The organism is Kiloniella spongiae, assembly GCF_001026905.1.
Lineage (GTDB): Bacteria > Pseudomonadota > Alphaproteobacteria > Kiloniellales > Kiloniellaceae > Kiloniella > Kiloniella spongiae.
Genome location: NZ_LAQL01000011.1, coordinates 57288 through 70455, shown reverse-complemented (window position 1 = coordinate 70455; position 13168 = coordinate 57288). Strand labels below are relative to the sequence as shown.

Genomic DNA, 13168 nt, shown 5'->3' with positions numbered 1-13168 from the left:
AGACCGATTTCAGCTAACTGGGCCGGGGCAAGGACATAAGTGTTGTGATCAAAGGTTTTGCCGAGAAATTCCTGTTCCTGCCGCAGGTCATCCATACGGTTTGCTTTATGGGCCAGTTCTATCTCTCCGCTGCCCATAACATCAGCATCGGTGTTATGGGTTTCCCAAAAAAGATTTCACGAAAGCAACAGACTGCTTTTGAGCCTCAAAGAAATCCTTTGCGGCATCCAGTCCGTAACAACGGATCATCTGCCGATAACTGAGTTTCGTTGCCCCCATGCAACAAAAACCAACCATTACGCCCCGAGGCGCCCCAACCGGGTTGCGCAGCATCAAAGACCTTTACATCAATCTGGTATTTTGTCGCTAAACGATAGGCCGCCATCATGCCTGTGTAACCACTGCCAATAACCGCGACGTCGCACTTGATGTCATCTGACTGGCTCGGGAAATTCTCTAATTCAGGTCCCGTATCTCGCCAATAACTCGGTGTGTGATTTTGGACAGAGAAGCGTACGTATCATAAAGATATTTCGTGGCGTGCGACGAACTTTTTAAAAGAAGGCGAAGGATGTTTATTTTGTTTGAGTGCATCCCATGTCAGGAAGATGACTTGGTCAAGATAAAATGTCTGTCGGGTATTCGAAATTGCCGACAATAATGATTGGATGTAACGAACTGTAATTACCTGAGATCCTAACTGCATTTATCGAGCTTTTGAAATTATATCATTGTTTTAGCCGCTTCGTGCAAAAAGTGGGAGGTGAGTAAATTATAAACAAAGGGTAATTCTGAGTCTTCACAGTGTTTAATTTTTCGCTGCGCACTTGTCGCGCAGATTTAGTTGTAATGACGTAAAATCTCTTCAACTCTCGGTAGCGATTCATGTAAATCAGAGTAAACTCAAAAAGGGCAATAAACTGGTTAGGGAACAATCGAGATTGATGCTGTTAGCGCAGTATGAGCGGTAAAGAAAGGTACCTTGAGGCAATATTATAAAGATTGCTTCTATAATAATCTACTGATCCACGAACAACCATCGCAATCTATTAGCTATGCGTCGAGAGCCTAGGTATACTCTAGAGATGTCAGATTGTGCATATGCTTTCAGTAGTTAGCTATAGGTTGGCGATACTTGCAAGGAAGGTTCTTATCGCAACGCTATGCACAATACGAAAGGTAGTTGGATTGTGTTAGGTAATGTTAGTGACAAAGACTTGCGACTTCTACGTGTTTTTGTTTCCGTAGTTGAAAGTGGCGGCTTTTCCTTGGCTACGGCGCATCTGAATGTCGCTGAGTCCACAATAAGTACACATATAACAGATCTTGAAACTCGTTTGGGCATTAGGCTTTGTGAACGTGGTCGTAGTGGTTTTCGTGTCACGACGCGCGGACAGGAAGTTTATCAAGAGACGTTGGTTCTTTTTGAGCAAATGGATGAATATCGTGAGCGGCTGGGCCTTCTCAGAACTCAGTTGGAGGGGACTCTTCGAATCGGTATGCCGGACGGTCTGCTGGCACACGATCAACTCGACATCTCTGGTTGGCTTCGTTTTGTATCAGATTCCCAACCTAGCGTGAATGTTGAGTTGTTGATGGAGACACCTCGGGTGCTCGAACGCATGTTATTGGATGAAAAAATCCATTGTGCTATCACGGCAAAACATCGCAGTGTCGCAGGACTAGAGTTTCGATTACTCGCGAATGAGAGGAACCAATTTTACTGCAACAACACGCACATGCTTTTTTCAGTCCCAGACGAGTGTATTACTGTTGAAATGATTGAAGCGGCGGCGCCCATCGCCCGGGGGTACATAGAACGGTTTGACAAGGATTTTTTTGATCCTTCTGCGCATCGCAGTGTGGTTCATCACATTGAATCCGCTGCTCTTCTGATTCTCAGTGGGCGGCACGTTGGGTTTCTGCCGGTTCATTATGCTAAGCCTTATGTGGAGACAGGACAACTTCGTGCCCTCAAACCAAATAAAATTTTTGTCGATGTGCCTATGGGGGTTGTCTTCAAGAAAGGTCGTGAGCAAAACCTGCTGATATCGACAGTTTTGAAAGATCTAGCAGCTGGGCGTTTAACGACACAGGTCGGTAAGCCGAGTGCATAATTTTTTGTGATCGTAGGAGTGCTGATGGTCAATTAACTTTAAATTTTTATGTTGAAGTAGGCTCTTCTCGGTCAATGAGGGGCAGTGGTAGAGCTGTTAATAAACATCAAAACGATTCCTCCAATAACAAGACCAGCTCCAAAGACCTGAGTAACTGAAATGGTTTCATTCAGTACAAAGAAAGAGAAGATCAAAGCAATCACAATGGTGCCGCTGACAATTGTTGGAATGACGACACTGGCATCCATGGGTTTTGTCAGGCCGATACCTCCAAACAGATACAAATATCCGATTTCTGCGCCGCCAATGCAAATACCTGCGGCAATTGCCCAGAAATACGACCCGCTTGACAGAGCGAAGACCTGATCACCTCGCGAGATTAGGTAAAGTCCAAATATCCCGGACGTTGTCAACGCCGCAAGCTGGATGCAGACCGTCGCCATGATTGTTGTGGTGGCATCAATCGGGACATGCGACCCAGAAAGCTTCACAAACAGGTTATACCCGGCATAAAGCACTGTTACGGCGGCTAAAATAAGAAGCCCTACCATCATTTGCTCTCCTCTATATGCGCTGTTTCCGAAAAATAAGGGCTTCGGCAACTGTATTTAATGAAATATTGTATTCCTCGTTTTCTCGGCTTGTCTGAATCAACTCCGAAGTAAAACACGGGCCAGAGCACGTACATCGTTTTCATCATTGTAATGCGCTATTGATACGCGAATACGGCCATTGCGGCTGCCACAAATGATATTTGCTTGGCGAATTGATCTGAGTGTCTTTTCAACATCACCCGATGGGTTTACTAGTGTTGTGATATGTGCTGATGTAATAGGGCCGTTGTACGAGCGAAAGGGAACCCAACCAGTTTTTGTTATCTCCTCTCTTAACACCTTGGCCAAAGCCCCAGCATGCGCTTCAATGTTATCTACTCCCATGTTCAATAGCTGAGATATCGCGACTGAAAGACCAGAAATGGCGATGTAGGACATAGTAGAGTGGGTAAATCTGCGAGCATCCGGCGCCAGCGGCAATTTTGTCGCCTGCATGTTAAATGGGTCGGGTGCGCCCATCCAACCGGGAGCCGGGGGTGTTTTCTCGCACAGTTCAGACGACAATACCGCCAAACCAACGCCGCCTTGTCCTCCGAGCCATTTGTAACCACTACACACAACGATATCTGCTTGCCAACCGTGGAAGTCAATTGGAATTGCGCCAGCTGCCTGGGTGACATCAATTATCAATCGTGCACCAACCTTTCGGGTGGCATCGCGCAAACGATGAATATCGACTCGCGTACCTGTCGAAAATTGGACATAGCTGACTGCGACAACCGAAGTGGTTTCGTCTATGGCTTCGATCAACATGTCTGTGAGATCGGATTCAGGGCGTTCGTCGACGAATTGCAGCTGAATAGCATTGGTTTCTGCATGTGCGATCCAAGGACGAGTAATTGCCGGGAAATCGGAGGAAACAGATAGGAATTTACTGCCTGTTGGTGGAGTAAGCAGAGCTGGTAATTGGCTAAGCATATCCCCTGCGCTTGTCATGATGGCTAATTGCTCTGTACGGCAGTTCATCAATTTTGCTGCATTCAGACGTAGCGGCGTGAACAGGGCCACTTCCTCATCGTCGGTCAGATTCATGTTTCCGTGGCGTCCGATGTCGTCAAGAAAGCTGTGCATTGCCGAGACGGCGGGTTGCCCTGTAAGGCCCAATGATGCTTGATTGAGATAAATTGCTTCGCTCAGACTGCTATAGTGGTCTCGGTTTGATAGTGCTGAAATCATAATGCGTCCATTTGAGTGTTTTAAGGGGGTAAGGTTTTCCGCCGGATTGCGTCAACTGTTTTTAATTTTGAATATATCATCTATTTCGACTGGAACCCCAACGGCATGCAAGAACGGCCTACGGTGGGGTGTGTATGTCAACAAGCGTTGTCAAAAACCACCACCATTAGATCAGAAGCTTTGTTGATGGCCTTTGGCAGTTCTGTGAACTCCAATGCACAATTCACAAAGCCCGGTGCGCAAACGAATGTTGATAATTTTACAATATGCACTCCCTTATGAACCTGAGTGACCCAAGGCAGATGTAGAATAGTGGCGATGGAGCTTTGAATACATCCAAACTTTATGAAGTTTACTTCATGGTTGGGTACGGGGAAGGTTCCTAAACTGAATCGACAAATGTAGTCGAGGGAGGAAACAAGGTGATTGAGTATCGGGCATCGCTACAACAACTCAGCTTTCTATCCTATATGAACGCCCATCTCTAAGTCGTGTTGCCTTTCTCTGTATTGTTGTTAGGGATTTATGTCCTTAATTTTTCATCCGAGATCTTTGTTCAAGTATCAATACTTCTGTATGTAACGGATTTATGGCTTGATTAGCGAATAGAATTATATTCGTAGCTAAGGTGAACTAGGCATTTTGATTTCATTTCGATACATCCAAGAAACAACGGCGAGACTGCGGCATTTTGACCGTTATCAATATTGAGTATTGAGTTTAAAATTATAACATGTATATAAAATACATGTTTAAGAAATAGAGATGCATAAAAGGAGAAGCTTATGGCCTATGTTGTTCTTGCTGCCGAGCTTTTTACGGCCTTTTGGTTTGTGAATTACATCCTGTTGATATCTGGTTTTGTCAAAGAAGGGGAGAAGGCGGCTTTTCCCAAGAAAGATCCGCTGGTTCGGTTTTTCATTGCCAATGCAAAGTGGGCCATCGTTGTTGGTTTGACGACAGTGTATGCAGGAACCGTTGTCTATGTGTATGGGCTTGCTAGCTGATTTATCCATTGATTAGAAATCAATGCCTTATCATAGAAAACCGCTAAAAAAGGAGAGAGAAGATGCCTTTAGAAGTTGATAAACTACTTATCAAAGCCCTGACCATTAGCTTGATTTGGGTACTTGTGCCCATGCCTCTATATATCTGGCTTTTTCTTGAGTTTCTGATTTAAGGGGCGCAACCCTATTGTTTTTCCTGTCGGGCTGCTTCGCGCAACAGCCATCGGCGGAAGGTTTGCAGGCGGGGCAGGCCGCGTTTGTTTTCGGGATAGACGAGATAGTAGGCATTCTTGCCGCGCACGCTGTCATCGAAAAGTTGGGTCAGAAGGCCTTTGCTCAGTTCTTCTTTGATCAAAAACGCGGGCAGAAGAGCAACCCCAAGGCCCGTGAGAGCGGCATTGATAATCATGTGGAACTGTTCGAACTTCGGACCAGCAGCGGGGTTAATATCCTGCGTTTCCTTGCCCTTGAGCCATTCCTGCCAGGCATAGGGTCTGGAGCGAAGCTGCAACAAGGTGTGGTTACTTAAATCTGCGGGTGTTTCTATCGCACCGACGTCCTTTAACAGAGACGGGCTACAGACCGGGATCATTTCTTCGCCCATGAGTTTGTCAGAAATCGTTCCGGGCCAGTTGCTATCGCCAAAATAGATGGCCGCATCAATATCTTCACTCTCAAAATTAAACGCTTCGATACGCGTGACAAGGTTCACGTTGATTTCAGGATGTTGAGACGTAAAGCGTCCCAAACGCGGGATCAGCCACCGACTGCCAAAGGTTGGCAGACATGCTAACAGTAATTCACCACCAACACCCTGATAGGCCAGCAGGTTAAGGGTGGCTGATTTAAGCTGATCAAGACCTTTCCTGACTTCCTGTACGTAACTTGCGCCCGCTTCGGTGAGGACAAGCCTTTGCCGAACCCGCTCAAAAAGGCGAATGCCCAGTTCGTCTTCCAATTGCCTGATCTGTCGGCTGACGGCACTTTGCGTTACATTCAATTCTTCGGCAGCTTTCGTAAAGCTCATGTGTCGAGCAGAAGATTCAAAGGTGCGCAGGGCGGTGAGGGAAGGGACGTATCGGTATATCACAGAATTAAAACCTAGATATCAAACAAAGAATTATCAAAGTGACAATATAGCTCTTTGATGAATTAGTCATGAGTTTAATGAATGATGTTTGGAAAAATAATCGTTGGCCTTTAAAGTTGATGCAGGGGACAATAAACTTAAATTCAAAACCTCTATTAAAAAAACTTTGGGGCATTGCATCTTGATCTAACTCTACACAGATAATTGCCACCAAATAACTAGTTCAAATTATTCTTAAGGCACTTTAAATGTGCCGCGTATAGCTCGGAAAGAAGAACATGTCTGCATCTGCTAAACTTGGAAAATTCGATTGGGAAGATCCGTTCCTGTTAGACGTTCAGTTGAATGAAGAAGAGCGCATGGTCAGGGACAGCGCACGGGATTATGCGCAAGACAAGTTGATGCCGCGTATTCTGGAGGCTAACCGTCATGAAAACTTTGACCGCGAAATTATGCGCGAAATGGGGGAGCTTGGCTTTCTGGGCGCGACGATTGATGGCTATGGTTGCGCAGGTGTCAGCTATACCAGCTATGGTCTGATTGCCCGTGAAATTGAACGGGTGGACAGTGGCTATCGCTCTGCCATGTCTGTTCAATCGTCCCTCGTGATGCATCCGATCTATGCTTATGGATCTGAAGAGCAAAAGCAAAAGTACCTGCCAAAACTGGCGACGGGCGAATATGTCGGCTGTTTCGGTTTAACAGAGCCAGATGCCGGGTCAGATCCCGGTGGTATGAAAACCCGCGCCCGTAAAGTTGACGGTGGGTATGAACTGTCTGGTGCGAAGATGTGGATTACGAACTCACCCATCGCTGATGTGATGGTGGTTTGGGCCAAAAACGACGAAGGTATTATTCGCGGTTTCGTTCTTGAGCGGGGCATGGAAGGACTTTCCACACCAAAAATCGAAGGCAAGTTCAGTCTGCGCGCTTCCATAACGGGTGAGATCGTTATGGATAATGTCTTTGTGCCAGAGGAAAATATGTTCCCGGAAGTTACCGGGCTCAAAGGGCCGTTTGGGTGCCTCAACCGTGCGCGGTACGGCATTGCCTGGGGGGCGTTGGGGGCCGCTGAATTCTGTTGGCATGCCGCGCGTCAATACACGCTGGATCGCAAGCAGTTTGGTCGCCCTTTGGCGCAAACACAATTGGTGCAGAAGAAGCTTGCGGATATGCAAACCGAAATTTCTTTGGGATTACAGGGCTGTGTGCGGGCTGGTCAGTTGTTTGACGAAGGCAAGATTGCCCCGGAACTTATCTCCATGATCAAACGCAATTCCTGTGGCAAGTCACTTGAAATTGCAAGAACAGCCCGTGATATGCATGGTGGTAACGGTGTGTCCGATGAATTTCATGTCATACGGCATGTGATGAATTTGGAGGCTGTGAACACTTACGAAGGCACTCATGATGTGCACGCGCTTATTCTGGGGCGGGCACAAACCGGCTTGCAGGCATTTATGTAAGGTCGGGCCTTTATGTAAGACACGGATTCAAAGCGGTGACAAAACCTTCTGGTAATCAGAAAGACGATATGTCTCATGAGGACATGCCCTTATCGGGGATTAGGGTTCTTGATCTGTCACGTGTACTAGCCGGTCCCTGGGTTGGTCAGACATTGGCCGATTTGGGATGTGATGTGATCAAGGTAGAGCGCCCGGGTTGCGGGGATGATACCCGTGCCTGGGGGCCTCCTTTTATCAAGACCGCTGCGGATGAAACCACGCAAGAATCTGCCTATTACATGTCTGCCAATCGGGGAAAACGATCTCTGGCGGTGGATATGACAAAGCCAGAGGGGCAGAAAATCCTTCAGGAACTTGTTCTTCACTGTGATATCGTTATTGAGAACTTCAAGGTCGGCGGCTTGAAAAAGTTCGGCCTTGATTACCAAAGTCTGGCAAAGATAAACCCCAAGCTCATTTACTGTTCGATCACGGGATTTGGTCAGGAAGGTCCCTATGCGGACAAGGCTGGCTATGACCTGATGATACAGGGCATGGGCGGCTTGATGAGTATTACCGGCGAAGCTGACCGTCAACCGATGAAAGTCGGCGTTGCTGTTGTTGATCTGTTTAGCGGGATGTACGGGGTAACAGGCATTCTCGCCGCGCTGTTTAAACGCGAACGCACCGGGCGCGGTGATCATATAGATATTGCGCTGATGGATTGTCAGGCGGCGATGCTTGCTAATCAGGCCACGAACTATCTGGTTTCTGATAAAGTGCCGCATCGCAGAGGCAATGCGCATCCCAATATTTCACCCTATGAAGTTTTTGAAACGTCGGATGGCTATATGATTTTGGCCGTTGGCAATGACCGCCAATTCGAAGCTTTTTGCGGTGTTGCAGGCTGTGTCGAGCTTGCTAAAGATCCAAAGTACCAGACAAATACGGCACGGGTTGAAAACAGAGAGCAACTTGTTCCTTTTGTTCAGGGGATGTTGAAGGAAAAGCCAACAGATTTTTGGATTAAGTCACTTGAACACGTGAAGGTTCCCTGTGGTCCCATTAATGATCTTTCACAGGTTTTTGCTGACCCGCACATTCAGCAGCGCGGCATTCTCAAAGAATATGAGCATCCAGGGGGCGCAAAGCAGCAGCTGGTTTCAACGCCGATCAAATATGGGCAGGCAAAGTCAGGTGCTGAACTTTCGCCACCGATGCTGGGTCAGCATACGGATGAAGTCTTATGTGAGATTCTTGGTACAAACAAAGATGACATTGAAAAGCTGCGAAATATCGGAGCTATTGCATAATTATCGAACCAAAAACGAATTAACAAAATAAAATCAAAAAGTTGGACAGGAAAAATTGATGGTAAATCTAAAAGAACGTTCAGGCGGGGAAATTCTGGCGCAAGGTCTGCAAACACATGGCGTGGATACAGTGTTTTGTGTTCCGGGTGAAAGCTATCTGGCTGTTCTGGATGGTCTTTATGACTTGAAAAAAGACATCAATGTTGTGACCTGCCGACAAGAAGGCGGCGCGGCCTATATGGCGGAAGCTTATGGTAAGTTAAAAGGGACGCCGGGGATCTGTTTTGTGACGAGAGGGCCGGGGGCAACCAATGCCTCTATCGGCGTTCATACTGCCTATCAGGATTCCACGCCGATGATCTTGTTTATTGGTCAGGTAGCACGTGATCAGGAAGATCGGGAAGCTTTTCAGGAAATTGATTATCGCCGTATGTTTGGCGAAATGGCGAAATGGGTTGCCCAAATCGAAACGGCTGATCGTATCCCTGAATACCTTAATCGTGCGTTCCATACTGCGACATCAGGAAGACCGGGGCCTGTGGTGTTGGCTCTGCCTGAAGATATGCTGACTGAAATGGCAGCGGTTGCGGATACGCCCGCCTACAAAAAGGTCGCTTCAGCACCTCGACCAGAAGACATGGCTGAGTTCAGAGCACTGTTAAGTGAAGCGCAAAGACCTTTGTTGCTTATTGGTGGCGGCGGGTGGTCAAAAGAGGCCAGTAAAAATATAACGGCCTTTGCCGAAAAGAATCATCTGCCTGTTGCCTGTGCTTTCCGCAGACAGGATGCCTTTGATAATCACCATGCTCAATATATTGGTGAAGTCGGTATCGCGCCTAACCCCAAACTTGCTGCACGGGTGAAAGAAAGCGATCTCCTTATTGTGGTCGGGCCGCGCCTGGGTGAGATGACAACCAGTGGATATAGCTTGTTTGACAGCCCCAATACCAAACAGAAGCTTGTGCACATTCTGCCTGGTGCAGAAGAGCTTAATCGTGTTTTTAACGCAGAGCTGGCAATCTTGAGTGATTTGACTGCCTTCACAAAGGCGGCGTTGGATCTTGAGCCTATTAATACGCTTGTTTGGAAAGGTATGATTGCCGAGGCGCGGGCTGATTATGAGGCCTTTATTGCTGAAGAAGCTGGCATCAAAGATTTCCCAATGCACAAAATCAGCAGCTATCTGAGGGAAAACTTACCAGACGATGCAATCATTACCAATGGTGCGGGGAACTATACGATTTGGGGGCAGCGGTTTTATCAATTCTCATCCTATCCAAGTCAGTTGGCACCAACTTCCGGTGCTATGGGGTATGGTGTTCCTGCTGGTATTAGCGCCAAAATTACGGAACCCGATAGAGTTGTTGTGACCTTGGCTGGGGATGGCTGCTTTATGATGAATGGGCAGGAAATAGCAACTGCTGTTCAGTATGGAGCCAATGTTATTATTATCGTGGTCGATAATGGGTGTTTTGGAACAATCCGAATGCATCAGGAGCGGGAATATCCGGACCGTGTTATCTCAACCCGTTTGAATAATCCGGATTTTGCTGCTCTTGCACGCGCTTATGGCGGGTTTGGCGTCATTGTTGATAACGCAGATCAGTTTCCCGAAGCATTTGAACAGGCCAGAGATAGTGGCAAGCCAGCCCTTATTCATATGAAAGTGCCGAACGTCTGGGAGTAAAATTTTTTTAAAGCCGATGGCTTTTATAATAACGTGATTTTTTTGAGGGGAATCTGAGGTTGAGCTGAAATAATCTGTGAGTTCAGCTTTGCCGTAAAGATGTAACTGGCCGATTCCACTAAGTTTGGTTTGTTTAGCGAGCTTATTTAGTAAGGTGGAATTTAAAATCAGGCATGAAAAAAGGGTACCTAGTCGGTACCCTTTAATCTTTTGCATCACAATCAAATTAATGATTGTAAAATGACTTACTCAGCAACCGCGATTGATGAGACAGCCATTTTGCCGTTACGGCCGCGTTCTAGTTCGAACTCAACACGTTGGCCTTCGTTCAAACCTTGTAGGCCTGCACGTTCTACAGCAGAAATATGAACGAAAGCATCATCCCCACCAGCATCAGGCTCGATAAAGCCAAAACCTTTAGTGGAGTTAAACCATTTTACTACGCCAGTCGCCATTAAAGAGACTCCTAATTACTTATCTTGTGTGACAGCCAAAATCAGCCGTTGGTAAAGGGTTCGGCAAGGCCGGGAATCTTCTTTAGTGACCAGTGTAGGGCAGGCAGAGGAGGCCGGGACTTTTAAAACCATAGAAGCTTTATCTACGAATTTTGAGAAAAGTCAAGTATTATCAGGATTTGGGCATAATAAAGTTTTGAGTGATACCGGGTACGGTATTCTCTTGTCAGCTTTTGGCCCATTTGAAAAATAAGATAATAATCGTATGCACATATTATTTGAAAGATTATGATTTTAAGCAAGGATTAATTTGGTTTCTATTGTTTTCACAACTCTTTGTGGAGAATTTTATCCAGTATTATTCTTTTAAATTTAAATCACAGGAAAATATTCAAAGTGACAATAATTAGCGAATTTCAAGAACAGCATGCAAAAAGGCTGATAGAAAGTTTTATGGCTGTAACGGGAAAAGATTTGATTACGTCTCATGAAGGTGTTCGAGAACAAGATACGCCAAAAATAAATATCCCGAAGAAAAATATCCCAGAGAAAAACATCTTCGCGAAAAGTAAAAGTGTGGGGCAACAGCTATTCGAGGCACCATTTGTTGTGGTGTCGCATAATGGTGGCGATGATCCCATTCTTAACTATGGAAATTTGGCTGCTCTGGATTTGTGGGAAATGAGGTGGGAGGATTTTACAAGGACACCTTCGCGTAAAACTGCAGAGCCAGAATTCCGTGATGATCGCGCCGTCATGTTAAAACAGGCCAAAGAAAAGGGGTATTTTGACAATTACACGGGGATCAGGATTTCCCGTTCAGGCAAAAGATTTTTAATCAAAAAAGCGATTATTTGGACTGTGCCGCCAGTTATTGGGAGTAAAGATCTTGATGCTCAAAAGAACGGTCAGGCTGCAACATTCTCTTCGTGGGCATATTTAGATGAGTGATTTTTAAGGCGTTAATTGATGAAAACAGGTCGCTTATAATTATTTTATATCTTCATATTATTAATTTTTTAGGTCATTAATTTAGTGTAATTTATTGATAATAAATAATTTATATCATTTTTTGGTGCAATATAAAGAAATCTTTATTTTGTTGACTGTATAAAGATTTCTTTATATGTTTGTTTGGCGAAAAACGCAGGATGCTGCATAATTTTTTCAGATACCGAGCAAGCAAAAGCTGAAGACCCGAGAAGCGAGGGGTTGAGCTGTCAGGAAAGGGAGGCATTGATGCATTTGAAAGTGTATAGTGCAGAACCGCAGTTAAAAAGAAAAGCGCCGCGAAGAGATTTGCAGCGTGTGGTTTTTGTTGTTCTTCCAGGCACAGCTTCTCTGGATACCAGCTTAACCATTCAAGCATTAAAAACCGCCAATGCGGTTGCTGGCTATGCCGCTTTTCATTGGCGTATTGCGACAATGGATGGTCAAGCGATTGATCTGGAAGATGGTTTTATCCTGCAACCTGATATGGCTGTGGGCGATGACGAGGCTATTGATCTTGCCCTTGTGTTTGGTGAATGGGGTGTCCGAACCGGTAAGTCAAATTATTTTGTTAATTGGCTCAAGCGACTTGATCGACAGAGTGTTTATGTCGGCGCTGTTGGTGGAGCCTGTTATGAGCTGGCAAGTGCTGGTTTGTTAAATGGCTATCAATGTGCTGTTCCGTGGGCATATCATGACAGTTTCAAAGAGCTTTATCCCACTGTTGAAATACAGGATGCGCTCTTTTCCTGGGATCGAAAGCGCATTACCTGTACGGGAAAAGCTGCGTGCCTCGACCTTATTCTTAATATTATAGAGCACCAGTGCGGTACCGATATCGCCGGACAGGTAGCCGAAGCCTTTAACTACGAAGTCAGAGGTGGTGCCTCTATTCCTTTGCGTCAGAGAAACCTCACTCTGCAGAAGCTATCAGGCAAGTTGGCCGAAGCGGTTCGTATAATGGAAGAAAATCTGGAAGTTTTGTTGACCGCAGAGGAAATTGCCAAAGAAATTGGAAGCTCTAAACGTCAAATTGAAAGATTGTTTGCGCGCCACCTCGGGTGCAGTCCAAAGCGGTACTATAAGCGCCTGAGACTGAAAAGAGCCCGTTCTCTTTTACGACAAACGGCACTACCTGTCAGTGAGGTCGCGATTGCTTGTGGCTTTACATCGTTCTCTTATTTCTCGCGCGCTTACAGAGGGTATTTTGGGTCAACCCCTCGGGAAGATCGCCTTGCGCGGGTGAGTTAGGCAGCCAACTTATTTATTTTGAC

The 13168-nt window shown here is 45.9% G+C and carries 12 protein-coding genes; 7 read left to right on the top strand and 5 right to left on the bottom strand.

The window, feature by feature from the left end; genetic code table 11:
- Window positions 1–205: 205 nt before the first annotated feature.
- Complete coding sequence (locus tag WH96_RS16325) at window positions 206–409, bottom strand: FAD-dependent oxidoreductase (protein ID WP_281175859.1); 204 nt, start codon at window positions 407–409, stop codon at window positions 206–208.
- A 781-nt stretch (window positions 410–1190) separates the two neighbouring features.
- Here WH96_RS16325 and WH96_RS16320 point away from each other — a divergent pair.
- Complete coding sequence (locus WH96_RS16320; protein ID WP_162200163.1) at window positions 1191–2117, top strand: LysR family transcriptional regulator; 927 nt, start codon at window positions 1191–1193, stop codon at window positions 2115–2117.
- 71 nt (window positions 2118–2188) lie between these two features.
- Here WH96_RS16320 and WH96_RS16315 read toward each other — a convergent pair whose 3' ends face one another.
- Both WH96_RS16315 and WH96_RS16310 read right to left on the bottom strand, forming a co-directional pair.
- On the bottom strand, window positions 2189–2671 hold the full coding sequence (locus tag WH96_RS16315; RefSeq protein ID WP_082130537.1) for an EamA family transporter: 483 nt from the start codon (window positions 2669–2671) through the stop codon (window positions 2189–2191).
- A 96-nt stretch (window positions 2672–2767) separates the two neighbouring features.
- The gene (locus WH96_RS16310) at window positions 2768–3907 is read right to left on the bottom strand and encodes an aminotransferase class V-fold PLP-dependent enzyme (RefSeq protein ID WP_047765280.1); all 1140 of its coding nucleotides are present in this window, start codon (window positions 3905–3907) and stop codon (window positions 2768–2770) included.
- A gap of 785 nt (window positions 3908–4692) precedes the next feature.
- Here WH96_RS16310 and WH96_RS16305 point away from each other — a divergent pair.
- Window positions 4693–4914 (top strand): hypothetical protein, encoded by a 222-nt coding sequence (locus tag WH96_RS16305; protein WP_047765279.1) that lies wholly within the window; start codon window positions 4693–4695, stop codon window positions 4912–4914.
- Between the two features lie 184 nt (window positions 4915–5098).
- Here WH96_RS16305 and gcvA read toward each other — a convergent pair whose 3' ends face one another.
- The gene (gene gcvA, locus WH96_RS16300) at window positions 5099–6004 is read right to left on the bottom strand and encodes a transcriptional regulator GcvA (protein WP_245629500.1); all 906 of its coding nucleotides are present in this window, start codon (window positions 6002–6004) and stop codon (window positions 5099–5101) included.
- A 278-nt stretch (window positions 6005–6282) separates the two neighbouring features.
- On the opposite strand from gcvA, the gene WH96_RS16295 reads away from it, so the two are divergent.
- The 3 genes from WH96_RS16295 (at window position 6283) to WH96_RS16285 (ending at window position 10449) form a co-directional block, all read left to right on the top strand.
- A complete protein-coding gene (locus WH96_RS16295; RefSeq protein ID WP_047765278.1) occupies window positions 6283–7470 on the top strand; it encodes an acyl-CoA dehydrogenase in 1188 nt (395 codons plus the stop codon).
- 83 nt (window positions 7471–7553) lie between these two features.
- The gene (locus WH96_RS16290; protein ID WP_156176833.1) at window positions 7554–8762 is read left to right on the top strand and encodes a CaiB/BaiF CoA transferase family protein; all 1209 of its coding nucleotides are present in this window, start codon (window positions 7554–7556) and stop codon (window positions 8760–8762) included.
- Window positions 8763–8820: 58 nt separating this feature from the next.
- Window positions 8821–10449 (top strand): thiamine pyrophosphate-binding protein, encoded by a 1629-nt coding sequence (locus WH96_RS16285; protein WP_047765276.1) that lies wholly within the window; start codon window positions 8821–8823, stop codon window positions 10447–10449.
- Between the two features lie 245 nt (window positions 10450–10694).
- On the opposite strand, the gene WH96_RS16280 is transcribed toward WH96_RS16285, so the two are convergent.
- Window positions 10695–10904, bottom strand: a complete 210-nt coding sequence (locus WH96_RS16280; RefSeq protein ID WP_047765275.1) for a cold-shock protein — start codon at window positions 10902–10904, stop codon at window positions 10695–10697.
- A gap of 336 nt (window positions 10905–11240) precedes the next feature.
- On the opposite strand from WH96_RS16280, the gene WH96_RS16275 reads away from it, so the two are divergent.
- Complete coding sequence (locus WH96_RS16275; RefSeq protein WP_204248221.1) at window positions 11241–11855, top strand: MEKHLA domain-containing protein; 615 nt, start codon at window positions 11241–11243, stop codon at window positions 11853–11855.
- Between the two features lie 288 nt (window positions 11856–12143).
- Window positions 12144–13145 carry a GlxA family transcriptional regulator gene (locus tag WH96_RS16270; RefSeq protein WP_047765274.1) on the top strand — a complete coding sequence of 334 codons (1002 nt, stop codon included), beginning with the start codon at window positions 12144–12146 and terminating at the stop codon, window positions 13143–13145.
- Window positions 13146–13168: the final 23 nt, after the last annotated feature.

Excerpts from the sequence above, each read along its gene's own strand:
- WH96_RS16315 (WP_082130537.1), bottom strand. The coding sequence starts at position 2,671 with ATGATGGTAGGGCTTCTTATTTTAGCCGCCGTAACAGTGCTTTATGCC.
- WH96_RS16310 (WP_047765280.1), bottom strand. The coding sequence starts at position 3,907 with ATGATTTCAGCACTATCAAACCGAGACCACTATAGCAGTCTGAGCGAA.
- WH96_RS16305 (WP_047765279.1), top strand. The coding sequence starts at position 4,693 with ATGGCCTATGTTGTTCTTGCTGCCGAGCTTTTTACGGCCTTTTGGTTT.
- WH96_RS16295 (WP_047765278.1), top strand. The coding sequence starts at position 6,283 with ATGTCTGCATCTGCTAAACTTGGAAAATTCGATTGGGAAGATCCGTTC.
- WH96_RS16290 (WP_156176833.1), top strand. The coding sequence starts at position 7,554 with ATGCCCTTATCGGGGATTAGGGTTCTTGATCTGTCACGTGTACTAGCC.
- WH96_RS16285 (WP_047765276.1), top strand. The coding sequence starts at position 8,821 with ATGGTAAATCTAAAAGAACGTTCAGGCGGGGAAATTCTGGCGCAAGGT.
- WH96_RS16280 (WP_047765275.1), bottom strand. The coding sequence starts at position 10,904 with ATGGCGACTGGCGTAGTAAAATGGTTTAACTCCACTAAAGGTTTTGGC.
- WH96_RS16270 (WP_047765274.1), top strand. The coding sequence starts at position 12,144 with ATGCATTTGAAAGTGTATAGTGCAGAACCGCAGTTAAAAAGAAAAGCG.